The sequence below is a fragment of the Ruegeria sp. BB1 genome (assembly GCF_056539465.1).
Genome location: NZ_JBQFVB010000007.1, coordinates 172,624 through 197,752, shown reverse-complemented (window position 1 = coordinate 197,752; position 25,129 = coordinate 172,624). Strand labels below are relative to the sequence as shown.

At 54.4% G+C, this 25,129-nt stretch carries 25 protein-coding genes; 20 read left to right on the top strand and 5 right to left on the bottom strand.

From position 1 onward, the window contains the following. Window positions 1-62: 62 nt before the first annotated feature. On the top strand, window positions 63-1,448 hold the full coding sequence (locus ACR0AL_RS15905; protein WP_170350776.1) for an MFS transporter: 1,386 nt from the start codon (window positions 63-65) through the stop codon (window positions 1,446-1,448). 617 nt (window positions 1,449-2,065) lie between these two features. Here ACR0AL_RS15905 and ACR0AL_RS15900 read toward each other — a convergent pair. Both ACR0AL_RS15900 and ACR0AL_RS15895 read right to left on the bottom strand, forming a co-directional pair. Beyond that, entirely contained in the window at window positions 2,066-2,821 is a 756-nt protein-coding gene (locus tag ACR0AL_RS15900; protein WP_170350777.1) for a globin domain-containing protein, read from the bottom strand. A 60-nt stretch (window positions 2,822-2,881) separates the two neighbouring features. Further along, complete coding sequence (locus tag ACR0AL_RS15895) at window positions 2,882-3,970, bottom strand: NAD(P)/FAD-dependent oxidoreductase (RefSeq protein ID WP_480663804.1); 1,089 nt, start codon at window positions 3,968-3,970, stop codon at window positions 2,882-2,884. A gap of 74 nt (window positions 3,971-4,044) precedes the next feature. Here ACR0AL_RS15895 and ACR0AL_RS15890 point away from each other — a divergent pair, with 74 nt between their 5' ends. Beyond that, window positions 4,045-4,380: a winged helix-turn-helix transcriptional regulator gene (locus ACR0AL_RS15890; RefSeq protein ID WP_170350779.1), complete on the top strand. Its 336-nt coding sequence runs from the start codon at window positions 4,045-4,047 to the stop codon at window positions 4,378-4,380. Window positions 4,381-4,522: 142 nt separating this feature from the next. Here the strand turns inward: ACR0AL_RS15890 and ACR0AL_RS15885 are convergent, their stop codons facing one another. Beyond that, entirely contained in the window at window positions 4,523-5,470 is a 948-nt protein-coding gene (locus ACR0AL_RS15885) for a helix-turn-helix domain-containing protein (RefSeq protein WP_480641877.1), read from the bottom strand. 127 nt (window positions 5,471-5,597) lie between these two features. On the opposite strand from ACR0AL_RS15885, the gene ACR0AL_RS15880 reads away from it, so the two are divergent. The 14 genes from ACR0AL_RS15880 to ACR0AL_RS15815 all read left to right on the top strand — a co-directional run bounded on the left by ACR0AL_RS15880 (window position 5,598) and on the right by ACR0AL_RS15815 (window position 15,496). Then, window positions 5,598-6,908: a sterol desaturase family protein gene (locus ACR0AL_RS15880; protein WP_170350781.1), complete on the top strand. Its 1,311-nt coding sequence runs from the start codon at window positions 5,598-5,600 to the stop codon at window positions 6,906-6,908. 182 nt (window positions 6,909-7,090) lie between these two features. After that, window positions 7,091-7,456 carry a VOC family protein gene (locus ACR0AL_RS15875; RefSeq protein ID WP_170350782.1) on the top strand — a complete coding sequence of 122 codons (366 nt, stop codon included), beginning with the start codon at window positions 7,091-7,093 and terminating at the stop codon, window positions 7,454-7,456. Window positions 7,457-7,698: 242 nt separating this feature from the next. Continuing rightward, entirely contained in the window at window positions 7,699-8,070 is a 372-nt protein-coding gene (locus tag ACR0AL_RS15870) for a YciI family protein (protein ID WP_170350783.1), read from the top strand. Window positions 8,071-8,073: 3 nt separating this feature from the next. Then, window positions 8,074-9,309: an RNA polymerase sigma factor gene (locus ACR0AL_RS15865; RefSeq protein ID WP_170350784.1), complete on the top strand. Its 1,236-nt coding sequence runs from the start codon at window positions 8,074-8,076 to the stop codon at window positions 9,307-9,309. Window positions 9,310-9,377: 68 nt separating this feature from the next. Beyond that, window positions 9,378-9,764, top strand: coding sequence for a VOC family protein (locus tag ACR0AL_RS15860; protein ID WP_170350785.1), 387 nt, complete (start codon window positions 9,378-9,380; stop codon window positions 9,762-9,764). 24 nt (window positions 9,765-9,788) lie between these two features. Beyond that, a complete protein-coding gene (locus tag ACR0AL_RS15855; protein WP_480663802.1) occupies window positions 9,789-10,187 on the top strand; it encodes an MAPEG family protein in 399 nt (132 codons plus the stop codon). Window positions 10,188-10,275: 88 nt separating this feature from the next. Further along, window positions 10,276-10,530, top strand: coding sequence for a hypothetical protein (locus ACR0AL_RS15850; RefSeq protein WP_480663800.1), 255 nt, complete (start codon window positions 10,276-10,278; stop codon window positions 10,528-10,530). 12 nt (window positions 10,531-10,542) lie between these two features. Beyond that, a complete protein-coding gene (locus ACR0AL_RS15845; protein WP_480663798.1) occupies window positions 10,543-11,202 on the top strand; it encodes a DUF2461 domain-containing protein in 660 nt (219 codons plus the stop codon). Between the two features lie 506 nt (window positions 11,203-11,708). After that, window positions 11,709-12,128: a hypothetical protein gene (locus tag ACR0AL_RS15840; RefSeq protein ID WP_480663796.1), complete on the top strand. Its 420-nt coding sequence runs from the start codon at window positions 11,709-11,711 to the stop codon at window positions 12,126-12,128. A 35-nt stretch (window positions 12,129-12,163) separates the two neighbouring features. Beyond that, window positions 12,164-12,649, top strand: a complete 486-nt coding sequence (locus tag ACR0AL_RS15835) for a plastocyanin/azurin family copper-binding protein (RefSeq protein ID WP_480663794.1) — start codon at window positions 12,164-12,166, stop codon at window positions 12,647-12,649. A gap of 2 nt (window positions 12,650-12,651) precedes the next feature. Next, entirely contained in the window at window positions 12,652-13,353 is a 702-nt protein-coding gene (locus tag ACR0AL_RS15830) for an RNA polymerase sigma factor (RefSeq protein WP_480663792.1), read from the top strand. Window positions 13,354-13,485: 132 nt separating this feature from the next. After that, window positions 13,486-13,758 carry a hypothetical protein gene (locus tag ACR0AL_RS15825; RefSeq protein ID WP_480663790.1) on the top strand — a complete coding sequence of 91 codons (273 nt, stop codon included), beginning with the start codon at window positions 13,486-13,488 and terminating at the stop codon, window positions 13,756-13,758. Between the two features lie 23 nt (window positions 13,759-13,781). Then, window positions 13,782-14,996: an NnrS family protein gene (locus ACR0AL_RS15820; protein ID WP_480663788.1), complete on the top strand. Its 1,215-nt coding sequence runs from the start codon at window positions 13,782-13,784 to the stop codon at window positions 14,994-14,996. Beyond that, window positions 14,993-15,496, top strand: coding sequence for a DUF2478 domain-containing protein (locus ACR0AL_RS15815; RefSeq protein WP_170350793.1), 504 nt, complete (start codon window positions 14,993-14,995; stop codon window positions 15,494-15,496). Before ACR0AL_RS15820 ends, ACR0AL_RS15815 begins: the two co-directional genes overlap by 4 nt. A 564-nt stretch (window positions 15,497-16,060) precedes the next feature. Here the strand turns inward: ACR0AL_RS15815 and ACR0AL_RS15810 are convergent. Next, entirely contained in the window at window positions 16,061-19,315 is a 3,255-nt protein-coding gene (locus tag ACR0AL_RS15810; protein ID WP_480663786.1) for an adenylate/guanylate cyclase domain-containing protein, read from the bottom strand. A 248-nt stretch (window positions 19,316-19,563) separates the two neighbouring features. After that, window positions 19,564-20,397: an IclR family transcriptional regulator gene (locus ACR0AL_RS15805; protein WP_170350795.1), complete on the bottom strand. Its 834-nt coding sequence runs from the start codon at window positions 20,395-20,397 to the stop codon at window positions 19,564-19,566. Window positions 20,398-20,642: 245 nt separating this feature from the next. Here ACR0AL_RS15805 and ACR0AL_RS15800 point away from each other — a divergent pair, with 245 nt between their 5' ends. The 4 genes from ACR0AL_RS15800 (at window position 20,643) to ACR0AL_RS15785 (ending at window position 25,127) form a co-directional block, all read left to right on the top strand. Next, the gene (locus ACR0AL_RS15800) at window positions 20,643-21,737 is read left to right on the top strand and encodes a TRAP transporter substrate-binding protein (protein ID WP_170350796.1); all 1,095 of its coding nucleotides are present in this window, start codon (window positions 20,643-20,645) and stop codon (window positions 21,735-21,737) included. Between the two features lie 81 nt (window positions 21,738-21,818). Further along, the gene (locus ACR0AL_RS15795) at window positions 21,819-22,427 is read left to right on the top strand and encodes a TRAP transporter small permease subunit (protein WP_170350797.1); all 609 of its coding nucleotides are present in this window, start codon (window positions 21,819-21,821) and stop codon (window positions 22,425-22,427) included. Next, window positions 22,420-23,784 carry a TRAP transporter large permease gene (locus ACR0AL_RS15790; RefSeq protein ID WP_170350798.1) on the top strand — a complete coding sequence of 455 codons (1,365 nt, stop codon included), beginning with the start codon at window positions 22,420-22,422 and terminating at the stop codon, window positions 23,782-23,784. Before ACR0AL_RS15795 ends, ACR0AL_RS15790 begins: the two co-directional genes overlap by 8 nt. Beyond that, window positions 23,781-25,127: an amidase gene (locus tag ACR0AL_RS15785; RefSeq protein WP_480663784.1), complete on the top strand. Its 1,347-nt coding sequence runs from the start codon at window positions 23,781-23,783 to the stop codon at window positions 25,125-25,127. The genes ACR0AL_RS15790 and ACR0AL_RS15785 overlap by 4 nt, the downstream gene beginning before the upstream one ends. The last annotated feature ends 2 nt before the right edge of the window (window positions 25,128-25,129 follow it).

Below are 25,129 nucleotides of genomic sequence, written 5' to 3'. Positions count from 1 at the left end.
CTCAAGTCGACTTGAAGTAGCAGGATAGCTCCTCACTGGCACATGAGACAAGAGAGTTTACGATGACTGATACGGTGCAGGCGCAATCTTCCATTCCCATCCTGATCACTCTCGCTGCAGCGACATTGACCGCCTCATTGGGTATCAGTATTGCCGCGGTAATGCTTCCGACGCTGACGCGTAGCTTCGCTGCGACAGTTTCCGAGGTGCAGTGGGTCGTACTGGCTTACCTGACATCCGTGACCATCACGATCGTATCCGCCGGGCGGCTTGGCGATCTATTCGGCCACGGTCGCTTGCTGATTGCTGGTCTCATCGTCTTTATTGCAGCGTCGGTTCTGTGCGCTATGGCCCCGAGCCTGGGCTTGCTGATTACTGGGCGCGCGTTGCAGGGGCTTGGCGGAGCGATCCTGATCGCGCTTCCAATGTCTATCGCACGTGATTTTGTCCCGACTGAGCGGTTGGGTACGGCAATGGGATTGCTTGGCACGACTTCTGCTGCGGGGACTGCCCTGGGCCCCTCACTGGGCGGTGTGTTGTTGGCGATGGGCAACTGGCGCATGGCATTCTGGTTTCTTGCCGGCTTTGCTGGTGTCACGCTTATACTGTCTGTCACCGCAATCACGCGCGATTCTGAACGTCCGACAGTATCCTGCCGAGAATTGGATTTTCCGGGAACCATAGTGTTGGTTATTGCACTGGCAGCCTACGCTCTGGCAACCAGTGGCGGAGCCTCACGTATCCCCGTGCCACCGGTTGCATTGTTTTCTGCTGCTCTGATCGCAATCGTCTTTTTTGGGCTTGTCGAAACCCGTGTAGCTTCACCGCTGGTGCCGATGAAATTGCTCCGCGACCAGAGGACAAGTATCGGGCTTTTTTCGAACCTTCTGGTCAGCGCAATCATGATGTCCACTTTGGTCGTTGGTCCGTTCTTTCTGGCATTTTCTCTGGAATTGAACGAAGCGATCATCGGTTTGGTTATGGCAGTTGGGCCGCTGGTCGCTGCGCTCTTCGGGGTTCCGGCCGGATGGGTGACGGACAGGTTTGGTTCGGATCGCGCGATGACCATCGGCCTTGTGCAGACTACGGTTGGTCTGCTGTGTCTGGCGTACCTGCCGGGATACTTCGGTGTCGGCGGCTATTTGGCCGCACTCATCATGTTGACGCCCGGCTTCCAACTTTTTCTTGCCGCTAACAACACAGCGGTTCTGATACACGCCGCCAAAGAACAACGTGGCCGGCTCTCTGGCCTTCTCGGGCTCTCGCGGAACCTGGGTCTGATGACGGGTGCCTCTGCAATACCCACGCTATTCGTCAACATAGTCGGGAAGGGAGATGCCACTAATGCTCCGGCCGCAGATGTTGCCTATGCTTTTTCGATGACTTTCACGGCCACTGCATGTTTGGCCCTGATTGCCCTGGGGCTGGCAATTAGCAGCCGAGCCTAGCGCGCCCGCAATGCGCCGACCCCCGCCGAGTGACGTTGCCGAGAAAGGTAATCCGCGTATTGCGGGGCGATTGTGGAGCAGCCAGAATTCTTGTTTTCGGATCGAAACGGCCTTTGAAGTCACTACGGCAATGCAAAGTGGACGGGCAGGGTTGCTGATCCTCCCCCTCTGAAGTGGTCCGACGTTATGGTTAAGAAAATGAAGGAACCACATGGCGAACAAGCGACCGAAGCCGGAAGAGATTGTATCAAAGTTGCGGCAAGTTGAGTTATTGATGGGCAAGGCATGTCCCGTCTGGATGCTTTGGACCGGTGGCTTGAAGCCATGGAATCTTCTGGAATCCCGTTGTGAGGCACCCTTTACTGATCACGCTTGGATTGCGTGCCGGCATTTCTTTCCTGTTCCGACTTATAAACACTGTTGGGGACCGGCATTCATGTTCACGCCATAATCAAGAGACTGGCTATTCCGTACAGCCCGGCAATGACGGCTCGTGTGTTTGCGCAGCAGGTGAGTTCGTACCCGCCTCAGTTTTCGGTCGCCGCAAATGGCCGGTCTGGTGAAGCCTCACCACGGCTCATAACGGCCTTGCCTAAGTCCGCTATGAGCCGGATGGGTTACATCATCAGTGCCTTTCCTACCAATGCTTGCTTGTTTGGATATTGCGAAACATCAACACCGCGCTCCATCAGTGCTTCGCTAAGTTCTTCCTCGCTCAAGGCTTCGATCGCTTCGGTTGTCATTTTCATGAAATTGATCCGGCGCTTGAGCAGGCCGTTTGTGTCACCAAAAACGTGTCGATCCTCAAACGCGAACTCATCCGCGTATTTGGTCATGAAGTAAGTTAGGAAGGTGTTTAGGCTGGTTCGGACACGGGGATCATCCGCCATCAAATCCGAGGATGCATCAAGCGTTTCTCGCATCAGGGTGACCCAACGCTTGGCCCCTTTGTCGTTCATCAGGGCCATCGCGTTGTGGGTGTGATGGAAACTCAGCCGGAACTCTGCGCCGTGATAGTACGGGCCGCCGCCCATGACATCGATCCACATTGACGCCTGAGTTGTGACATGGTGGTTCAGCCCACCGACCCGTTCAAACACGGACGTGAACCAAGGCTCATCGGCAAAGACACGTTCATAGAACCTATGCACGATGCCGACGATGGGCTCTTGCCCGAGGACGGAATAGAGTTGCCAAAACTGAATGGGCTTGCTCAGGTCACCGGGGGCCGTCAGCGAGACAACCTCTGCCATCCGGAGTGCTTCCGGCGGTAGCAGCCCCTTATCGATTGCCGATTTAATATAGGCCTGCTGGATTCTCTCGCTCATGTAACCATGGCGGGTCGGAAATTTGGGAAGGTCAACACGGAGCATTGGGCGAATTCCTAGAGCGTCTTGATGCCAGAAAAATGATGGCTGGGGCAGGGCAGACCGTCACCGCCCAAATGCCTTGCGGTACTTCTGGATAAAGAGTTCTTTTCCTTTCATCTTCCGTGTGACCCAGTCACCGACAGTCGCAAAGAGCCAACTGTTTCCGATTTTGGGGCCTAGCGGAACGAGGATCGGTGCCATTTTCCAAGGCGCGTAGGGCTTTTGTTTCTCTACGGGTTGCCCGCTGAGGACCTGTTTCAGGGTCTTGATCAGCCAAGGGTTCTGACGAGAGATCGCAACAATCGTCATACTGTCACCGACGTCGGCTATGTCCCCGGCGATGAAGACATTTGGGTACTCGGACGGGCGCAACCAGCTATCCGTCTTAATCCGGCCAGAGGGCGCCACGGTCACCGCGGGCAGCGTTTGCGCCAATGCCGTATTTGGTTTGGACCCGATCACGGGGAAGACCAGATCAGCTTCGATAACGCGGCCATCTGACAGTTTTACTGATCCGGCATAAGGTTTGTCCGCGTGCTGCAGATTCTCTGCCCTTTGACCTACCACGACGTTCACGCCGGCGCGTTCCAGCTTGCGTTTGAGCTCTGCCCCCAGCTTGACGGGATACGTTGGAAACAAGCTGTTGTCAGACGAAACCAAAGTGATGCCCTTACTGGGCTGTGCCGCTGCAATCTCTCCGGCCAACTCGGTACCGACGGGGCCGGCCCCAACGATGACGACCGATTTCGCAGACGCCAGCCGAGCGCTGACATCGGCACTGGCCTTGCGAAAGTCATCCATACTTTCGCCCGCCGGTTTGAAAGGGGCTGCATAAGACGAACCAGTTGCCAGGACGATGTAATCCGCAGGGTAAGCAGAGCCGTCTTCCAGCGTTACCTCGGATTGAGTCACAGTAGCGGCACGGCCGCGGATGACCCGTCCATTCTTCAGCAAGCGGTCGTAAGGCAAAATGATCTGATCCAGCAGATCGGGATCTAGTAGCGCACGAATGGCCGCTGGCGGCTGCATGAAAGCCTCTCGCTGCTCGATCAGAGTGACATCAGCGTATTCATCCAACTCTTTTGCAACTTCAAAGCCGACGTACCCACCGCCAACTATCACGACTTTCTGCTTGTCCATTCTGTTCCTCATTGCTTTCCGTCCGTCTGAGCCGTAATTAGAAACACAAGATCACAACGACAAGTACGGTCATTTGGGATACTGTCATGGCGCCTGTTGAACCGGATGAAAATTGCCTCATTGAACCTTTGATTGAGGCGATATCGGGTAAGTGGAAGCTCTTGGTCATCTATTGGCTGGCGCAGGAAACCTCGCGGTTCAATCAATTGCAACGAAATCTTGGCAGCATCACGCACCGGACGCTGACCCGCCAGCTTAGCGAGTTGCAAGACGCCGGGTTTGTGTCGCGCAAAGATTTCAAAACGATCCCACCGCATGTGGAGTATAGCCTCACACCTTTGGGCCTAAGCCTGATACCAGTGTTACAAGTTATGCATGATTGGGCAGCGGCAAATGTGGACAAGCTAGCCACTAGGAAGTGAGGGCTTCGTACGTCAATTGTTGCGTATTTGCAGGAGAAAGAAGAATAGTCTGAGGCGCTGCACATCAATGTTCGCTTGTGAATAAACAGAAACGCTGCACTGGACACTTTGATCAAGGTCAGCAAAGGGCGGCTGGCTGCGATCATTCCTCTCGTAACAACGCTTCGTTTCGGTATTCTGTGGGGGTCTTGCCTGTTTGCGAGCGAAAGGCCCGATTGAATGGCCCAAGCGAAGAGAAGCCAACGTCAAAAGCAATGCTGAGCACTGTACGCTCGGCCATTTCCGGCTTTTCCAGCATCGCTTGCGCCTCGTGAACGCGAAATGCGTTCACGAAGCTGGTGAAATTGCGGTGCCCCATTCCTTGATTGATCGCAGACCGTAGCCGATGCTCTTGCGTCCCGAGTTTGGCCGCCATTTGTGCTACGGTCAGCCCTTCCTCTCTCCAAAGACCTGCAGCCATCGCAGTATCAATACGCTTGATCAATGCCGCTTGCGCAGGGTTCGGGTTTATGTCGCGCTGCGAGGCAGCAGAGTGTTCGATCCAAATGTCGGGTGCAACACGCACCGACCAAACCAGGAAGGTCGCTGCAGACAGGCAAATTGCTGATGCCTGTAGCGGGAATACCCAATACGGAAGCACCTGATCCAAATGGGTGATTTCAATCACCGTGATGATTATGCCAAGGGTCAATAGCCAGACCAGAAACCAACGGCGAAACCGGCGGCGTTCGGCAATCAAATCTTCGACCTCGCCTGACACAACAATTTTCAGCATGTGCAAAAAGAAGATCAGCACGCATGCGCCACGAACCACACCGAGTGGAAATTGCAGCTGGGTCAACCAGCTTGTCCCAACGATCAGAACCGCAACTGTGATCTGCCAGGGTCGAATGACGACGTCATCCTGAAACAGCTCAATCGCGGCCCAATAGATCAGAACCGGGATCACGCCCGCGATCATCACAAGTACAAACCGGATTGGCCCCTCGCTCAGATCGATACCCGGAGAGGACACGATCACATAAGGGCCTAGGCTCAGGCACAGCAGCACGACGGCCAGACTTTTCCGGGTTCGGGGTCCGTTTGCCAAAAAGATCACAGCACAGAGAAAGAGAACGCCAACGGCGCTACCACGCAGGAAAATATCGAAGACCGCTAAATCTGACATCACGCGCATAAGCGAAGTGCGAATTGGCTTGCCGGTCAATGGCTGGACCATGTCGAAAATGAAAAATACTCGCCGAAAACTCAAGTTGCCCATCGTTTTTCGAAATCAGAGGGAATCCGATACCCGCCTGCGTCAGGTCGTTTTGCATGTCCTTTCGCACTTGGAGAAGCCAATGACACATCTCACTACACTGCTTTCCGTCTATGCAAATGTCTTTGGCGGAGACTTCTTGCGCTATGTTTTGGGCGCAGGCGGTACGTATCTGTTGATCAATGTCCTTCTGGCACGTCGGCTTGCCGCGCAAAAAGTCCGCCTGTCGGATCCACCCAAGGGCCAGATCCGTCGCGAGATCCTGGTAAGCCTGCGGACCGTTCTGATCTTTACTGCTGCTGGTACATCAATCGTGCTGGGCGCCAGGGCAGGGGTCATCACGATATACCAACAGGTCGCGACATTTGGCTGGGCCTATTTCGCGTTCAGCATCGTGGCGCTGATCGTCCTCCACGATGCGTGGTTTTATTGGACACACCGCGCGCTGCACTACCCGCCGCTGTTTCGGCGGTTCCACCGGTTGCACCATAAATCACACCAACCTACGCCCTTCACCTCCTATAGCTTCGATGTCGGTGAGGCTGTGGTAAACGCGGTTTACCTGCCTTTGGTATTGATTCTCCTCCCGGCGCATCCATTGGCGTTGTTCGTTTTTGTAACCCATATGATGCTGCGCAATGCAGTGGGTCACTGCGGGATCGAGATCTTTCCAGCCGATCAGAAAGGCCGCCCTGTCTTCGGCTGGCTAACAAGCGTCACCCATCACGATCTGCATCACGCTTATGCCGGTTACAACCTCGGCCTGTATTTTTCTTGGTGGGATCGGCTGATGAAGACGGAACATCCCAAGTACCTCACCGAGTTTGCCCGCGTTGCGCCGCGCATCCGGCCTGTTGGTCTGAAAGCAGCACTTCTGTTTGTAGCGATTGTTGGGGGTCTGGCAGCCAGTCGCGGCGATGCCTTCGAGCTCAGTGGTCGCTACGCGTCGCCTGGTCTTGGTATCATAGTTGAATTCGAGGATTGTGGCGCGGATGGTGCCACCAGATGCGGTCGGTTGCTCTGGAGTTGGGAGGGGCAGACACCCCATGCGAAGAGAGGCGATTTGATCCTGACGGATCTTGTGTTCAACGGTACTGCCTGGGAGGGAATGCTGCGGGACCCAGAATCCGGGCGGACATATCGAGGCACAATCAGACAAGCGAGCCAACATCGGCTTATCCTCAAGGGCTGCGCCGGCATCATCTGTGCAAGCCAGACATGGCACTCTACAAACTACCTTCGATCCGTACTTTCTGAACACGGAGGTTAACTCCACGCATTGCGTGTGAACACGTTACCAAATCGGCGTCGGGACCGTAATGCGATAGGCGGCTTTGTCAAAGTTGCGCTGGAGGGCCAGTGTGTTCCATGGATGTCTCCTGTGGGCTGAGCTTATCAAATGACGTAAATTGAAGTAACGTATTTTGGTTAACAGTAGGTCTTGTTTTTAAGATGGAAAAAGTGCTGGGACTTGGCGGGTTTTTCTTCAGATCTGAGGATCCTCCCGCGTTGGCAGATTGGTACCGCGATCATCTGGGAATTGATCTTGTCCCCAATGATTATGAAACGCCCTGTTGGACACAGGAAGCGGGCGAAACTGTCTTTGCCCCGTTCGAGAAGGTGACCGAGTATTTCGGAAATCAGGAAAAGGCATTCATGTTGAATTTTCGTGTTCGCGACATTGAAAAAATGATTGCGCAGTTGGAATCCAAAGGTGTCGAAGTGCGTCGCGATCCAGATTCTCCTTATCCGAATGGCAAGTTTGCGTGGCTCAATGACCCTGAAGGCAATCCGATTGAGCTTTGGGAACCTGCTTAATTTCTGGGCCCACTGGTTTAATTATCCCGATCCTGTCGGCGTAATAAAGCGCCGCGAGTTTCTGTGCTGCACAATGACTGGATTTCTTCAGATGATCGACGGGAAGATATCGGTCCTCCGGGCGCAATGCGTGTTGCAATTGCAGAACCACGGTATCGAGCCAAACATCCAAATTGGTTGGCCGTCGGATTTGCATGTGCTCGCGCGTCCTTGCAGCATGTATCAAAAGGACGGAGGTAATTATGATCTATGCAATCACGATCTATGGAGAGGCGGGCGTGTTTGAGGCTCTGCCGAGAGACCGTCAGGATGAGGTAATGTCGGGCCATGGTGCACTGCAAACAGCGTTAAATAAGCGGGGGGAGTTTGTTTCGATAAAGCTGATGCCGCCGACCTCTGCAGTGATGGTCGAACCGGCCGCCAGCGAGGGCACCGCGCCGCTGATTACCGACGGTCCGTTTGCCGAGACGAAGGAGAACTTCCTTGGGTTTTACGCTGCCGATTTCAAAGATCTTGATGAGGCTTTGGAATACGCAAAGATGATTTCCTCACCCGTTGCGCGGCTCGAAGTACGGCCTGTGGCCTGGGCCGGGGGTGTCATTTCATCGGAGTAGCTCATGTCGGACTGGCTGGAGGCCACATTCGCCCTACAACGCCCACGTGCCATTGCGGCCCTGACGCGGGTGTTTCGCGATATCGATACGGCCGAAGAAGCCTTTGCCGATGCGTGCCTTAAGGCGCTGACGGTTTGGCCCAAGGATGGCGCGCCCCGTGATCCGTTGGCGTGGCTACTGACGACCGCCCGCAATGCGGGTCTTGACCATATCCGCAAATCCCAACGCCGCGCGGCAATTCTGTCGCGCCATACAGAGGAGTTTCAACCAGCGCCCACCGAAACACCTGACCCTGATGAGATGCGCGACGATGTCTTGCGACTGTTGTTCGTATGTTGCCATCCGGAATTGGATCAACGGGATCAGATTGCCATCGCTCTACGCGTGGTCGCGGGGTTGAGCGTCGACGAGATTGCCAGCGGATTCCTGGTTAAACCAAAGACAATGGAACAGCGGATCACCCGTGCCAAAAAGAAGATTGCGAGCAACTCGGTCGCTTTTGAAACGCCCAGCCCGGCAGAGAGGGGAGCGCGGCTGGGTGAAGTTTCCCTGATGGTCTACCTGATGTTCAGCGAAGGGTGGTCGACTTCGGCCGGTCCCAAACAGATGAAGCTTACATTGTGTGAAGAGGCCATCCGCCTCGCCCGCCTGCTTGTGGCGTTGTTCCCGGCCATGGGTGAGCAGTCTGCCTTGTTGGCGTTGCTGTTGCTCCAGCACGCCCGTCGGCGGGCACGTATCGATGCGGATGGAAAGCTTGTCGCGTTGGACGATCAAGATCGCGACCTTTGGGACCGTTCGGACATCGCCGAGGCAACGGGCCTTTTGCAAAAAGCCCAACGTATTGGTCATCGCGGGGTCTATATCATCCAGGCCGCAATCGCTGCGGCCCACGCCCGCGCGGCCTCATCTGAAGACGCCGACTGGGCCTTGATAGAGAGCCACTACGCCGCCCTTCATGCGCTGCAGCCGACCCCTGTGGTTAAACTCAACCAGATCGCTGCACAGGCCAAGTTGCACGGCCCGCAATATGCGTTGAAGGCGATGGAGGTAGTGGCAGAGGATCTGATCACCTATCGCTGGTATCACGCGATGCGGGGCGGCCTGTTGCAGGAAACTGGCGACCACAAAGCCGCCATCGCCGCCTTTGAGACCGTGATGACACTCGCTCCAACGGGCCCTGAACGCGTTGTGATCGCAGATAAAATCGCGATCAGCCAAAAAGAACTGCGCGGCGTGTAGGAAAGCCGGCACCTCGCGCGTCCTTGGATCAGACCCGTATGTGGCGGGCACAACCAAGGGAGACACCCATGAGTATTCTAGAGATGACAACTGTCGGCAATTCCGGATGGATCGGGCATTCCGGACCGGATCAGGGCAAAGCCAAAGCCTTTTATCAGGATGTGTTGGGCTGGGCGATAAACGACATGCCGATGCAGGACGGGTCGAGTTATTCGGCCGCAGTGGTGGGCGAGACGCCCATTGGTGGCTTTTCACCGATGCCTGAGGACAATGGAAGCTGGACGATCTTTTTTACCGTGGACGACGTGGATGCGAGTGTTGCAAAGGCGCAAGCCAAGGGTGCCGCGGTCATTCAGCCTGCGATGGATATGCCGGGGGTCGGGCGCATGGCGACGCTAACCGACCCGCAGGGCGCGCGGTTCGCGCTGATTACCTATGAAAGCATGGCGTCCTAAGCGTCGCTCGAAAGGAGGGATCAGATGGAACAACTGCCCCAAATTGCGCTGATCGTGACAGCGGTGTTTGTCTTGATGAGCATTCCCATGGCAATCGCCGTTGGCGTGCGTCGTGCCAGGACTGGGATACTTTTACTCCATGGTGAGGATGAGGGACTGCTACGCCTGATGCGGGCACACGGGAACATCATCGAATATGTCCCGCTTGCCCTGCTTGCCCTCGCGGGTGCCGAGATTGCGGGAACGGCACCCTGGCTCATAGCTGTCTGTGGTGGGGTTCTGCTGCTAGCCCGCCTCATCCACTACTTCGGTTTGCGCGCATCAGCAGAAAGCAAAGGACGCGCAATTGGGGCGGCCCTGACGACCTTGACTATGATGGTGCTGGCTTTCGCCATCCTCTGGCAACTCGGCACAGCCGCCTGATGCCGGTAGATGAAAACCTTAACACTCGTGTGCGCGATGCTTTGGCCGCGCATGCGGGCATCTCCGAAAAGCGGATGATGGGCGGCCAGTGTTTCTTTTAAACGGCAACATGCTCTGCGGCGCGCGCCGTCACAAAGATGGGGTCGGTCGGTTCATGTTCCGGGTGGGTAAGGCGAACGAGAGCATGGCGCTGAAGGATCCAATGGCTAAGGAAGTGATCCATGGAACCCGTAAACTGGGGGGCTTTGTATATGTTGAAGAGGGCGACTGCGATGACCCAGCATTGCGACGCTGGGTAGAAATTTGCCTCGAACACGCCGCAGCCCTCCCGGCGAAAGACTGAATGGAGGATGTGATGGCTACATTTGAGAGTTTCTCGTCTGAGGCACTTGGTTTTCTTGAGGGTCTTAAGGCCAACAACACGAAGGATTGGTTCGCAGCGCACAAGACAACCTACGAAACCCAGTTGAAGGACCCCAGCAAGCATTTTGCCGACGGCATGGCTGGCGCATTGCAAGACCTGACTGGGCAGGGCCACCGCAGTAAGATCTTTCGCATCTACCGTGATGTCCGGTTCTCCAAGGACAAGACGCCCTACAACGCACACCTGCATATTGCGTTCATTCCGCAGGGCAACGCGGTTCAACCACCGATGTGGTTCTTTGGGCTATCGCCCGAAAAACTGTCCCTTGGCTGCGGGGTATTTCAGTATGGCAAAAATGCACTGGACGCGTTCCGCACGGCAATGGCTGGTCCAAAAGGGGCAGAGTTGATCCAGCTCACTGAAGATATGCGACAGGATGGTTTCCGGATCGAGGACCCAGAATTGAAACGCGTTCCGACTGGCTTTGACAAAGATCATCTCCACGCAGAGGCATTGCGCCGCAAGGGCTTTGCCGTTTGGATGGACGCCGGGGCTCCTGCGTTTGTTATCGAACCGAACCTCATAGAACGAACGTCTGTGTTATTCGGGAAACTCATGCCGGTGTTTCAATTGCTTTCCAGGGTCATGTAGCCAAGAATTTGCGCTCGCAGCGAGCGGCAGCTTAGACGAGTTGCACTGCGGCGAAGTAGTCCTGTTCCGGATCGCCGATCAAGTTGTCGAACGGCATTGCAAAACATCGCAACGGGCAAGCGCTGTTTTTGACTTCAACCTCTCCCAATTCCTCGAGCCTGATATAAATGCGAGGGCGGATTTGATCCTTTGCAGCGCGCGAAAGGCATATTCCACCTGGTGCCGCCAACCGGGCACCTCAGCACTTAGTCCACAGCGGTCCAATCCTGACATCCACCCTACCTTCAGGATGCTGCGGCGCGCCCCGTCGAAGGAGACATGCGCTGAGAGTGCAAATTCCGGAAGTAGTTGAATTCATACATAGCTGACAATGCCACCCTGCAGCGCATTCACGATCAGCTTGCGCGATTTCGTCGAATTTCGGGAACCTTTCCGTGTTTCCTGCATCTAAGGAACCAGGAACGCACTAAAGCGAACCCGGTGAAACCCTTGGAAAGGACCAAACCATGTTCAGAAAAACCGTAGTTGCTTTTGGATTTATTGTCGCTGCCGCCCCAACTGCTAAGGCTCACGATGAACAAGCTCTCGCCACTGCCCCAGCCGGCGATCCTTATGTGAAAGTGAGCGACGTATTGCCATTGCCCGAGTTCATCCCTGGTCTGGGAACGCTCTTCGTCGACCCAACCACTCTGCCCGCAGGTCCGTTCCTCGCATATGATCGCGACGGTCGATTGTCAGCCACGGTCTACATGACACCACTCGACGATCTGCAAAACGGTGCATCATTTGACGGATTGAACATCGGTTCACACACCGTCAGCTCGACAGATATCTATTTCAATGCCGGGCATCCCGGCGTGGACAAGCCGCACGCGCATGTCGTGCTGTTTCACGACGAAAACGCAAAAGAGCGTCTGGCCGAATGATCTGTACGCGCCGTCATGCTGTATGGCTTGGGGGATTGGCCGTTGCTTCCGTCGCCAGTTCGCGGATCGCGCTTGCGCAACCGATCGCCACGGTTGAGATGCGCGGCAGCCCGCGCGGCGAACGTATCTGGTATGATCCTGTTGGACTTGCTGTGTCTTCAGGCACCACCGTCCGGTTCACCAATCGTGATCCCGGCAACAGTCATACAGCAACCGCCTATCATCCGGCGAACTATGATCGAAGGCGACGCATTCCCGCTGCGGCCGACCCGTGGGACAGTGACTTTTTGCTTCCGGATGAGTATTTTGAAGTCACCCTGATTACGCCAGGTGTATATGACTACTATTGCCTGCCACACGAAATGGCGGCGATGGTTGGTCGCATAGTAGTTGGAACCCCCAGCGACGCCGACTGGGAGGGAAGTTCACACGACAAGAGCGATGTTTCGGAAGATATTCTGACAGCTTTGCCTTTGGTAGAGAGGATCCTTTCGGAAGTTACCGTTCGCAGGGAGGACTGATCATGAAGGTCCAAACAAACCTCACTCAACAAGCAACCAGCGATGCGGCCAAATCAGAAGCTGAGCTTGTAAATGCCGCGCGTGACGGAAGCGAGCTGGCGGTCCGGGAACTTATCCGTCGCTTGAACCCCCGCCTGTTTCGCGTTGCCAGAGGTATCGTTGACAGCGACGCCGAGGCAGAAGAAGCGCTGCAGGAGGCTTATCTGTCGGCGTTCAGCAAACTGCAGGGTTTTCGTGAGCATGCCAGCTTTTCCACCTGGATCACCCGGATCGTGATCAACACGTCGCGTATGCAGCGCAGACGAGAGCGTACTGCTGAAGAGTACAACACCGTGGACGAAACCAGTGCACCGAGTGTGATTATGTTCCCCGGACAAAATTCTGAACTCCCCGACGCAACGCTTGGGCGCGCGCAATTGAGAGATTTGCTTGAATCTGCCGTTTCCGATCTGCCACCCCATCTGCGACTGCCGTTTCTGCTGCGCGAAGCAGAGGAAATGAGTATTCTTGCCATCGCCACCGAGCTTCAGGTCAACCCGATAACAGTAAAAACACGCCTTTATCGCGCCCGCCGCAGGTTGCAAACTACAATTGAAAACCGGGTCCGGGGCGGCTTCGAAGCAATTTTCCCGTTTGGAGGCAAACGATGCGCCAACATGACCAATCTTGTAGTAGCGAAATTGCAAGAAGTCGGCGTTCTATGACGCAGTTCTTTCGGCTCAGATCGACCATCCTGCAAACCGCGCTCAGGATTTTTCCCCGGCAACAACGCAAATGCGGCGGCAGATTGACAACGATCAATTCCTTCGCGCCAAAGGAAGCTTAGGAAAACCCGTGTGGTAAACCTTGCTAAAACAGCAGGAGGTCTGTTTGTCGAACCCTCAAAACCCTATTCTGCTATGCTCTACCGCGTGACGGGCGCGCTGCGGGTCGCCCTGCTTACGCCCCTGTCGCGTTCTTTGACCTTTATTGCGCAAAACCGTGAACCGTGTCGCCAGCTTCTCGACCGAAATGTTGGGCGAGGAGCTATGGCGGATGACTTTCTGCCCGGCGCTCCTGATTTCCAGCTGAACGACGGGTTCCTGATTGGCGTGCGTGGCGCCGAGTGATCAGGGTTGACCAGCGCAATATTGTGATTTCGCGCAAGGTCGTCCCATACCGTGTCCTGTTTCCCGCGGCATTTCTTTGCGCGTTGCTCACGATTGCCCTCTGGCCCCTAAGCGCATGGATTGATGGTTTTGGTCCAGCGTTTGAGCCTGCAATTATCTGGCACGTTCACGAGCTGATTTTTGGCTTTGTTGGCGCGGCGATTGGTGGGTATCTGCTGACGGCATTGCCAAGCTGGACAGGCCGACCGCCGGTTCAGGGTGGAGTTCTGATCACATTGTTGGCGTTGTGGGCCCTTGCGCGTGTTGCTATGGCGCTGGCGGATTTCGTGCCTTCCGGGCTGCTTGTCGTCTTCAATGCCGGGTATTTTCTCCTACTGGCGGTTGTAATCGGAACTCATCTTCTGTTGGCGGGCATCTATCAAAAGCTTGGCTTTGTGTGTGCGATAGTGGGGCTTGGTATCGGTGAATTCTTGTTTTTGACCGCGACGCTGATGGGGTCCCCGTCCCGAAGCCTGGAAATGGTTGATGTATTTCTGCTTGGTCTCGCATTGCTGATGATCAACATCGGATTGCGCGCAATTCCGGCTTTCACAGGCAATTGGCTTACTCTCCACGACCGCGTCGGGCCTTTGGTCCCGAGCACTCAGTCATTGGTCGTACCGCAGGTGCTGTTAGGTTTGGCCATTGCGGCCAGACTGATTGGCGCATCAGACTTGGCATATTTCGCGATGATTTGTGCGGCATTGGCAGTTTTGTGGTTAATGCTCAAATGGCGGACGCTGGCGATCATCCGGAACCCATTGCTTGTGGCACTGCACCTGGCCTTTTTCTGGGTACCCTTTGGTTTGATCGCCGTGGGTTTATCGGGGATTGCACCGTCGTTCTACCCTAGGGCGGACGCCTTGCATGCCATCACAATCGGCGGAATGGCCGGAATGATTATGGCGATCGCAGGCCGGGCAGCAGCGCATACCGCCGAAGGTGGCTTGAGGGCCAATTGGGGGTTTACCATTGGAGTTTGGGCGATTTGGATTGCAACCTGCATTCGCATTGCGGCACCGGTTTTTCCGGGTCTTCCTCTCGTACTCTGTGTTGCTGTGCTGTGGTGCCTTGGCTGGACTGCTTTTCTGATCGGATTTATGCCTGCTCTCAGAGGAACACCACGGCGCCCAGTTTTGAGCGGCCGCAGGCATCAGACGAAAGTGAGTGCGGCATACACTGAAAGGACAGAGGGATGAAAATTGCATACGTCTCTTCGCAGAAACGGGGCGAAGCTGACAGGTTGTTGTCGGAACTGGCCGATGAGCTGAACAACAACGGGTTTGAACTGCGCGGAATCGTGAAGGAGGCGAGCCATTCGCCCATTTATCAGGATGGGTGCGATATGAGCGTGCGAGTACTGCCAGATGGAGCGGTCATCAAGATTACGCAGAACCTCGGTGTCGGCTCGGAGGCGTGTAGATTGGATCCCAGTGCGCTTGCCGAAGCCGTGGCGCAAGTGGAGCAAAGCAGTTTCGAGAACGCCGATCTGTTCATACTGAATAAGTTCGGCCCCGAGGAATGCGCTGGCCGTGGATTCCGCTCGGTGATGGGCAAGGCCTTGGAACACGGTGTTCCGGTGCTGGTTGGCGTAGGGCCTGCATCCATCCCACAGTTTCAGGCCTTCGCTGACGGCCTTGCCATATCGCTGCCGGATGACGCCGTATCACTTCTTGACTGGTGCCTGACGCGCAATTAACAGCCAACTCAATTTGAACGGTTCCCTTAGCGCTGTTGCATTAACCGGCACTGGTAGCGATGGTTCCCGTCTGATCTTCGATCCTTGAAGCCTACGATGAGCCGGAAACCCTCCTCTATGCGAAAACCCTGAATTGTCCCATTGCTGCTAACGTCAGACACGTATGGGCGAATTCTACACCTGGCTTAAAGACGCTGAAGAGGACCCGGCGACATCAGTCCTCAGGGGATTTTGTGCGTGAAAACTATCCGCTGCAGACCGGTGCGAAAGTTCTGGGTACGGGAATCTCAGCATCCAAACTCATCACGCTTGAACGCGCGCGAGAGCGAAAGGCTGCAGTATGATTAATGGCAGTAGTGGGCTCTCATCGCAGGTTCGCAATCGTCCTGTGAGCGTAAAAATCTAGCGATCAGTCTTGTCGCACATCGTAAGTCTCGCGCAACAAGCATCAAACAAATGCCTATCCTTCAAAAAATTTCATCTGTTTTTTCGCTTTGTCCCAAGAAGCCCCTAACTTCTGCTCGAGAGGCTTCTTCCAGCCTCACACCGTTGTTCAACATGCGCCTAGGTTCGTTTGTCCCTGGGATGACCAAGTCCATCAAAAAACTTGTTTTCCCGGCTCATAGGATCTTGGGTATCGGTATGCCCTATCCTGGATTTAATTCGGCTCAGCCCGCGTTCGCACTGTGCCGCTAATGGGCGCATTTCCAGCTCAGTTGAAATCTCCAAGGCACGCTCATAGCATTTCATCGCGTCGTATTCCTCACCAGCGCCTGCATTGCTTAAGACTTCGCCCATCACAAACAAACCAAAGGCTTCGTGACCGCGTTCACCACGACTGCGCGCTATTTCGAGTGCGCGACCGAGACGTTTGGATGCGTCTTCGATGCGACCGGCTTTGAGATATCCGAAGGCCAGCTGGGTAAAAACCAGGGACTTGAACAAACCAAGCCCGATGTCATCATACAACTGACAAGACTGCTCAAGCCTCGCCAGGCCCTTCTCAACCTCTCCGGCCAGGATTTCAGCAAACCCAAGAAATCCGTTCGTGAAAGGGGATAGATAGGTGAGGCCCCAAACGTCGATGATCGAACTCGCGTTGCCAAGAGTCGCACACGCAGCCGCGATGTCACCACGTACAATCTGATAATAGCCAATATCGTAACCGATATGCGCGCGGTTGAAAGGATTGTCTTGAAGATCCGCAAGCGCGACGGCTTGTTCTGCATGATGCGAAGAACGTTCAAATTCGCCACGCTCGGCGTAAGACCAGACCAGCCAGGACCGGGCGATAATCGCAGGTGCAAAAGGCAGCCCACACTTTTCGAGCGCAGCATCGCCAGGCAGATTTGAAACAACACGTTCGAAGTATCTCTCGGCTGTGCGCAGTTCACCAGAGGTTACGAATGTACAGCCAAGGTAAAAATCAGCCGCAACTTCCAGCGATCGATCACCGGAATCCCGAGCAATATCGCGCCCGCGTTCGGCGGCTGCCTTGGAGTCAGCAGAGCGTCCGACTTGCCACAAACTTGCGCCACGATAAACGGAAACCCAACCAAGGCGCACATCGTCTTCCAACGTGAGCGACAACTTCTCGGCTTCGTCAAGTGGATCTAGAATAGCGGCGAACTGTCCCAGTGCCCAAAGAACGTTCCGTAGCGCAAATTTCGTATCTATTGCTGCGGTTGCAGTTTCGGCATCCATTTCAAAATTTTTACGCGCGTCGAGCGCCCTGCGAAACTGGCCTGCTGCTTCGCGCAGTGCCGAGCGTTCAACCGCGTCTTCGCCCGCTCTGCGAAACTCTCGGAAAGCACGCGGCCAATCCTCGCCAAGAAAGGCGTGATGGGCCACAATTCCTGCGGTCTCGCTATTGTTATCAGAACTTTTTCTTTCAAGCAGATCGGCAAATGCTGAGTGCAACTCGTGGCGTCGGCTCTTTAATAAAGTGGAGTAGGCAGCATCTTGGACGAGAGCATGCTTGAACATGTAGCTTGCCATTGGCGGAACGCCCATGCGGAGTATCAATCTAGATTCAACAAGCTTTTCAAGCGCTTGCAGGCAGTCCATGCCGACCTCTGCCGACAAGTCCACAATGTCTTTGTGATCGAATTCACGCCCAATGACGGACCCAATCTGAGCAATCGCTTTTGCCGACCCAAGCCGATCCAGGCGTGCTGAAAGCGATGTGTGAAGCGTGGCGGGAACAACATCCCCACTGCTCAACCCCGCCTCTTGAAATGCCTTGGTCAGTTCCTCGATGTAGAGCGGCACGCCATCGGCACGTTTAATAATTTGCGCGGCGGCTTCCTCGCTCACGTCTCCCCCAGAAACGGAGTTTAAAATCCGCAAAGATTGCCGCCGACCGACCCGACTAAGGACAATCTCACGCCAATAGCCGCAGTCGTTCCAATCAGGCTGAAATTCCGGTCGGTACGTTAGCAATAACATGATTGGCGCTTCAGCGGCCTCAGAAATCATGTTTTGCAGCAGCTCCAGCGTCGACGGATCGGCCCAATGGATGTCTTCAATAACTATGATGATCGGGTGCTGTGCGCTCATACGCAGCACTTGATCTATCAGGCAGCGAATTATCGCGCGGCGCAATTGCACCGGAGGGAAATCCGGGGCATCGTAGCGCCCTTCAGTTTCTACCCTTAACAGCGACGCGATCAGAGGCACGCTTTCGGTCAACGGGATATCCGTCAGCCCCAGTATGTTCTCTAGTTTTTCAAGTTGCGCCGCTACCGAGTCCTGTTCTGCAATCCCGGCTGCTCTCCGCATCCCGGTGATCAATGGAAAAAAGGCATCGTTGGTGTGATGAGGAGAGCATTGGTAACGATAGCCGAAACGCCTGTCTCCAGAGATTTCGTGCCGCATTTCTTCTACCAATCGCGATTTGCCGATGCCCGGATCTCCGGTCAATGAAATCACTTGACCCGATCCTGCCTTTGCTTGCTGCCATGCATCACGAATTAAGTGAAGGTCCGAAGCTCGTCCAACCAATGGCGTTGAACCTTGGAACCGGGATGCTTCAAAACGTGTTTCGACAGTTGTTTCCGTGCCGACGCGCCAGGCTTGTACAGGCTCGTCAAACCCTTTCAATTCATGTTGGCCAATGTCTTCCACTTCAAATCGGCGGCCCAAGAGTTGACGGGTTAATGGGCCAACAACAATTTCGTATGGCCGCGCCAGGCGTTGAAGCCGGTCAGCCAAGCCGGGTGTTGCCCCGATGACGGCGGCGTCATCATTCATGACATCGCCAACTATTGTTCCAATAACAACTTCTCCGCTAGCTGCACCTGCACGCGCTTGGAGTTGCCGTCCGTCTTGTGAGTGAATTTCCTGAATTGCTGCAAAGGCATCTTTTGCTGCCTTTACTGCTCGTTCAGCTTCATCTTCATGGGCTTCGGGCCACCCAAAATAGGCCAAAACGCCATCTCCGAGAAATTTGGCGACATAGCCTTGATACCGAAGGACAGCTGATACAACTGCCGACTGGTACTTTGTGACCAGATTCCGCATCTCTTCGGGGTCCAGCTGTCTTGAGAGGACAACGGAATCCACAATATCAACGAACAAAACAGTAAGCAGCCGCCGCTCGGGTGCTGCGTTTTCAATCGTGTCTTTCTTTACGGCTTGTGCCGCTGGCGAAATGGCCGCAAGCAGGCGACGACGGTGCCCAAGGCTGAAGCCAAGGTCTTTCAAGTCCTCGTCATTCAGATGGCGCAGAGTCTCAATGTCGACGTCGTTTTCTTCCAACAACGAAGCATAGCTCTCCAATCCCAGGCGACTCAGCCAGGCACGCAATCGTTGATCCACGTTGCCCCCCTCAGGTTTTTCGGGCTTATTGTATCACATCACAGAGAATTTATCTTTCGTATTGACAGTGTGATGGCCAGAGCCATTGGATGAGGGTCAGATTGTCAATCGTTGTCCCAAGCCGAGAATTAGCGCATTCCACAGCATTTTTTGCGGCACTGCCCCTAAAAAAACCATCCAGTGCTGCGGCTTTTCACCGAAAATTCAAAAATCGCAACAAGTTTCAATAACCTGCGGCGTTTATGCAATCAGCTTCCAATTGGGGAATTTTGGAGCCTTTCTGAAATGGTTTTGGCAGCTTGGACAACCGATGCTGCCAGATCTTCAAGCTTGTTTTCGGGAAATCTTGTAACTGGACCGGAAACCGAAACGCCCGCAACAACTTTGCCCAGCGAGTCGAAGATAGGCGCAGCAATACAACGCATACCCAAAAACCGTTCTTCATCGTCCAAGGCCCATCCACGCTGTCTGGACTTGCGGAGTACTGACTTCAGCTCTTGCAGGTCTGTAATGGAATTGGGCGTCTGGCGGACTAGTGTTTGTGGGGCCAAAAGGGTCTCAACCGCGGCCTCGTCCATAAATGCCATCATAGCTTTTCCCACACCGGATGTGTGAAAGTACGCCGCAGTTCCGTTTTTGAAAGAAGCCCTTATTGGGTTATCGGATTCGACCTGAATGAGAAACAATAGCTGCCCACATTCTTCGATTGCCAGATTTGCTGTCTCACCGGTGTCTTCTGACAGCGTGCGCATCACTGACGGCGCGACTTCGAGCAAATTTGATCCATCTTCAAACGTACTGCCGATCCGGTAGGCCTGCGGTCCAATTCGCCATTTGCCTTGCTCGGCATAATGAACAACCATGCCTCGCTGCTGCAACGTGGTCAAAAGCCTGTGTACCGTCGCAACTGGGATTGCCGTGACTCTGGCCAGTTCCGCAAGTGTCGCGCAGCGCGTATCTGAGAGAGCGATCAGCACGCGAATGCCGCGATCCAGCGCAACAACGGGCGATGTTTCGGCTTTCTCCTCATTCGCTTTTAGGCGCGGGCGTCCTCGGCGAAGCGGGTTTTTTTGTTCATTCATACTCAGGGCAACCAATGCTCAGTTTCTTGCTGAAAGATTCTAGCTCGTTCAGCGGGGTAAAAAAATGAAAAATAAAAATATAAAATAATCAATAGGTTGAATGGATTTGTTGTCCAAATTTCAAGAGTATTCCAAAATATTTTGAAATATTTGGAATCTGTCTTATCGTTACTCCTATCCGCTGGAGAGTGGATTGGTGCCAATGCCGAGGCAAAATCGGTCAAGGCCCAGTTAAGGGAGGAAACATGACAAAATCTTTGAACCGCAGAAATTTTCTGCGTGGCTCTGCTGTTGTGGGCGCCGGTGCGCTTGCAGCTCCAGCTGTCCATGCTCAGGAAGGAACCAACCTTAAGATGCAGGCCGCCTGGGGAGGCGGTATTTTTCTGGAAAACGCGCAGTCTTACGTTAACCGCGTGAACGAAATGTCCGGCGGGAAACTCACGATCGAACTGTTGCCCGTGAATTCCGTCGTAAAAACAAGCCAGATGCAGGATGCTGTTCACCGCGGCGTTCTGGATGCTGCGCACTACGTGCCGGCCTATTGGTACTCTAAGTCGAAGACAGCGTCGCTCTTTGGAACTGGCCCCTGCTTTGGCTGGTCCAGCCAGGAAGTTCTGGGTTGGGTGAACTATGGTGGTGGTCAGGAACTATTCGACGAATTGATGGGCATTCTGGGCCTCAATGTCGTATCATTCTTCAACTCACCCATGCCGGCTCAGCCGCTTGGCTGGTTCAAAGAAGAAATCACAAGCGCAGATCAAATGAATGGTCTGAAGTACCGCACCGTTGGTCTTGCGGCAGATGTTTTGCTTGAGATGGGAATGTCGGTCGTACAGCTGCCGGGAGGTGAAATTCAGCCAGCAATGAAGTCAGGTCTGATCGACGCGGCGGAATTCAACAATCCAACGTCGGACCGTGACTTTGGGATGCAGGATGTGTCCAAGCATTATCACCTTGCGTCGTTCCACCAGAGTCAGGAATTCTTCGAGGTCACGTTCAACAAGGACAAATACAACGCCCTTGCGCCTGAGCTTCAAGCCATTTTGAAGTATGCGTCAGAAGCCGAAAACTCCAACTTCTACTGGAACAACACCAAGCGCTATTCCGAGGATCTGGTCACACTGGCAGAGGAGCAGGGCGTTAACGTATATCGCACCCCCGACAGTGTGATGCAGGCACAGCTGAATGCTTGGGATGTGGTCGTTGAACGGATTGCCAACGAGGATCCGTTCTTCGCAAAGGTAATTGAAAGCCAGAAGGCCTATGCGAAGACCGTGATGAATTATCTCAACCTGAACCAACCGGACTACAAGCTTGCATACAAGCACTACTTCGGTTGAGGCCTGAATACCTTTGAAATGAGGAGGTCGCGTTGTGGCGCGGCTTCCTGAACTCCGGGCAGAACAGGCGAGGAACTGACCTTGATCAAGACAATCCACGCCATTGAAGGGCTAAGCCAATGGGTCGGCAAAGCCTTTGGATGGTGCATCCTAATTCTGACACTTTCCGTGTCTTACGAAGTGTTCGTCCGGTATGTGCTGAACAAGCCAACCGTCTGGGCGTTCGACATGATGGTCCAGATGTATGGCGCGTTGTTTCTGATGGCAGGGGCCTATGCGCTGGCGCAAGACGCGCACGTCCGCGGCGATGTTCTGTACCGGCTGTTCTCTGTCCGCTGGCAGGCTCGGGTCGATTTTGTTCTATACATTCTGTTCTTCTTTCCCGGCATGTTCGCTTTGTTCTGGTACGGGTGGGAGATCGCGAAAGACAGTTGGCGCTATGAAGAGGTCAGCTGGAACAGCCCTGCGCGCATCCAGATTTACTTTTTCAAAACCCTGATCCCGGTCGCTGGTTTCCTTCTTATGCTTCAAGGCCTTGCCGAAATGGCCCGGTGCTGGCTGGCGATGCGAAATGGCGTCTGGCTCGAGCGGCTCGATGACGTGCGCGAAACCGAAGACATGTTGATGGAAAATACCATCGACAAAATTCGAACAACTGGCACTCAAGAAGGAGGTCGCAGCGATGACTGATCCACAAGTCGCCATCCTGATGCTCAGCCTCTTCATTGTTTTGGTGCTGCTGGGTTTTCCCATTGCGTTCACGTTGCTCGCCATGGGTGTCGGTTTTGGGTACTACGCCTACTACCAGTCCGCGCCCGAGACCATTGCGGACATCTTCAACAACAACATCTTCTACCTTCTGAACCAAAACACCTATTCGGTGATGGAGAATGATACGCTAGTTGCCATCCCATTATTCCTATTTATGGGATACGTGGTCGAGAGGGCGAACATTGTCGATCGCCTGTTTTTCTCGCTCTACATGGCGGCGCGAAATCTGCCAGGCTCGTTGGCCATTGCGGCGCTGCTGACCTGCGCAGTTTTTTCGACCGCGTCTGGGATTGTTGGTGCAGTTGTTACTCTGATGGGTCTGCTTGCATATCCTGCGATGGCGAATGCCGGGTATCAGCGCAGCTTCGCCTCTGGCGTTATCTGTGCGGGTGGAACTTTGGGAATTCTGATCCCACCGTCGATTATGCTGATCGTCTATGCCGCCATTGCAGAGCTATCACCATTGCGCTTGTATGCTGCGGCTGTTTTCCCGGGTCTTTTGTTGGCGGGGTTATACATCGTCTATGTAATGGTGCGCGTCTGGATAAACCCGTCGCTGGCACCAAAACCACAAGAGGAAGACATTCCTCCGAAACGGCAGATTTATATGGATTTGCTGGTTTCGTTTGTGCCTTTGACCGTTTTGATCATGCTAGTGCTTGGCTCCATTCTTGGTGGTCTGGCGACCCCGGCTGAAGCGGCGGCAATGGGCGCATTGGGCGGTTTGGTTCTGGCGATGCTGTATCGATCGCTCACTTGGGACAAAGTCAAACAGAGTGTCTTTCTCACAGCTAAGGCAACGGCCATGGTGTGCTGGTTGTTTGTCGGCTCTTGGACCTTCGCCTCGATCTTTTCCTATCTTGGTGGACACGATGTGATCGAGCATTGGGTCGTCGGTATGAACCTTCAACCCTGGCAGTTCTTGGTCCTTGCTCAGCTGATTATCTTCCTGCTCGGATGGCCGCTTGAGTGGTCCGAGATCTTGATCATCTTTGTGCCTATCTTTCTGCCGATGCTGGATACGTTTGGGGTCAATCCGTATTTCTTCGCGATGCTGGTTGCACTGAATTTACAGACCTCATTCCTGACGCCTCCCATGGCCATGTCAGCCTATTATCTGAAAGGGGTTCTGAAGAACCAGATCCAGTTGATGGAGATCTTCAAAGGTCTGATGCCCTATCTGGCTATCGTGATCCTGTGCATGGTGCTGATGTATCAGTTCCCGGGGATCGCCCTGTGGCTTCCTGATTATCTGTTTGGGGTTTGGGTGCCATGACCAAGCATGATCTGTCACTGTTCTCGGCGGTTCAATCCGCCGAAGCTATCCGAACCGGACGCATTTCATCCGAAGCATTGGTTGAGGCCTGCTTGGCGCGAATTGAGGAAACGGATGACAAGGTTCGGGCATGGGCATACCTGGACGCCGGCGTGGCACTCGATCAGGCGCGTGAGCTGGATCGTATTCGCAAGGCAGGGCGGGCGATAGGGGCACTGCATGGCGTGCCCGTCGGACTGAAAGACATTGTCGATACAAAAGACATGCCCACGCAACGCGGATCGGTAATTTTTTCAGGCCGCCAACCTGAGACGGACGCTCGGCTGGTTGAGCATCTTCGTGAAGCCGGAGCGGTGATCATGGGCAAGACCAAGACCACTGAATTTGCCTTCATGAATCCGGCCGACACCACCAACCCTTTGGATCACAGCCGAACTCCGGGCGGGTCCTCCAGCGGATCTGCCGCTGCAGTTACGGCCAGACACGTTCCATTGGCGATTGGAACCCAGACCGGTGGTTCGGTGATCCGCCCCGCCTCGTATTGTGGCGTATACGGTTTCAAACCCTCCCGCGGAACAATCTCGCGTAGCGGTGTCTTTCGCACATCTGTGTCGCTGGATCATGTCGGCGGATTTGCAAATTCTCTGGAAGACATAGCTTTGTTTACAGACGTCCTGTCTAGCTATGACCAAGCCGATCCCGCCAGCTTTGCCAGACCGCGGGCTAACATGCTGAAAGGCGTGCGGGCAGAGGTGCCTGTCGAACCGAACATCGCCTGGCTGGATTTTCCGTTCAATGATCGTTTGGATGTGGATACCGTCGAAGGCCTTAATGCCGTTGTCGAAGGCTTGGGCGGCCGGGTCGAGCGATTTTCGGCATCCCGTCAATTAGCTAACCTCATTAATGTTCACAAAACGATCTACGATTACGAAATTCGCGAGAACATGGTTGAGATTTCCGAAGCTCATTGGCCGGAACTCAGCCTCGAGATGCAGTCTGCAATAACCCGAGGAACAGAAATAAGCTTGGCGCAGTATGAAGATGCCTTGGCTGTCATGATCTCTGCTCAAAGCTTTTTCGCAGAATACTTCACCGAATTCGATGCAATCCTTGCCCCTGCGGCTACAGGAGAGGCCGTGCCACTGACAGCAGGGCATACTGGCGATTCAGTCTTTTGCCTGACTTGGACGCTGGCGGGGTTACCGTGCCTCACCTTGCCTTTGCTGGTTGGGCAGAATGACCTGCCAATCGGCGTGCAATTGATTGGCGCAGTCGAGGAAGATGACCGGCTTCTGCGCACTGCATCATGGGTACAACGCACCCTCGCCGAACAAGAACAGTAAGG

Coding starts and splice junctions, on each gene's coding strand:
- ACR0AL_RS15860 (WP_170350785.1), top strand. CDS start 9,378: ATGAGTATTCTAGAGATGACAACTGTCGGCAATTCCGGATGGATCGGG.
- ACR0AL_RS15895 (WP_480663804.1), bottom strand. CDS start 3,970: ATGAGGAACAGAATGGACAAGCAGAAAGTCGTGATAGTTGGCGGTGGG.
- ACR0AL_RS15785 (WP_480663784.1), top strand. CDS start 23,781: ATGACCAAGCATGATCTGTCACTGTTCTCGGCGGTTCAATCCGCCGAA.
- ACR0AL_RS15845 (WP_480663798.1), top strand. CDS start 10,543: ATGGCTACATTTGAGAGTTTCTCGTCTGAGGCACTTGGTTTTCTTGAG.
- ACR0AL_RS15805 (WP_170350795.1), bottom strand. CDS start 20,397: ATGAATGAACAAAAAAACCCGCTTCGCCGAGGACGCCCGCGCCTAAAA.
- ACR0AL_RS15855 (WP_480663802.1), top strand. CDS start 9,789: ATGGAACAACTGCCCCAAATTGCGCTGATCGTGACAGCGGTGTTTGTC.
- ACR0AL_RS15870 (WP_170350783.1), top strand. CDS start 7,699: ATGATCTATGCAATCACGATCTATGGAGAGGCGGGCGTGTTTGAGGCT.
- ACR0AL_RS15790 (WP_170350798.1), top strand. CDS start 22,420: ATGACTGATCCACAAGTCGCCATCCTGATGCTCAGCCTCTTCATTGTT.
- ACR0AL_RS15800 (WP_170350796.1), top strand. CDS start 20,643: ATGACAAAATCTTTGAACCGCAGAAATTTTCTGCGTGGCTCTGCTGTT.
- ACR0AL_RS15865 (WP_170350784.1), top strand. CDS start 8,074: ATGTCGGACTGGCTGGAGGCCACATTCGCCCTACAACGCCCACGTGCC.
- ACR0AL_RS15830 (WP_480663792.1), top strand. CDS start 12,652: ATGAAGGTCCAAACAAACCTCACTCAACAAGCAACCAGCGATGCGGCC.
- ACR0AL_RS15890 (WP_170350779.1), top strand. CDS start 4,045: ATGGCGCCTGTTGAACCGGATGAAAATTGCCTCATTGAACCTTTGATT.
- ACR0AL_RS15900 (WP_170350777.1), bottom strand. CDS start 2,821: ATGCTCCGTGTTGACCTTCCCAAATTTCCGACCCGCCATGGTTACATG.
- ACR0AL_RS15840 (WP_480663796.1), top strand. CDS start 11,709: ATGTTCAGAAAAACCGTAGTTGCTTTTGGATTTATTGTCGCTGCCGCC.
- ACR0AL_RS15880 (WP_170350781.1), top strand. CDS start 5,598: ATGTCGAAAATGAAAAATACTCGCCGAAAACTCAAGTTGCCCATCGTT.
- ACR0AL_RS15875 (WP_170350782.1), top strand. CDS start 7,091: ATGGAAAAAGTGCTGGGACTTGGCGGGTTTTTCTTCAGATCTGAGGAT.
- ACR0AL_RS15815 (WP_170350793.1), top strand. CDS start 14,993: ATGAAAATTGCATACGTCTCTTCGCAGAAACGGGGCGAAGCTGACAGG.
- ACR0AL_RS15905 (WP_170350776.1), top strand. CDS start 63: ATGACTGATACGGTGCAGGCGCAATCTTCCATTCCCATCCTGATCACT.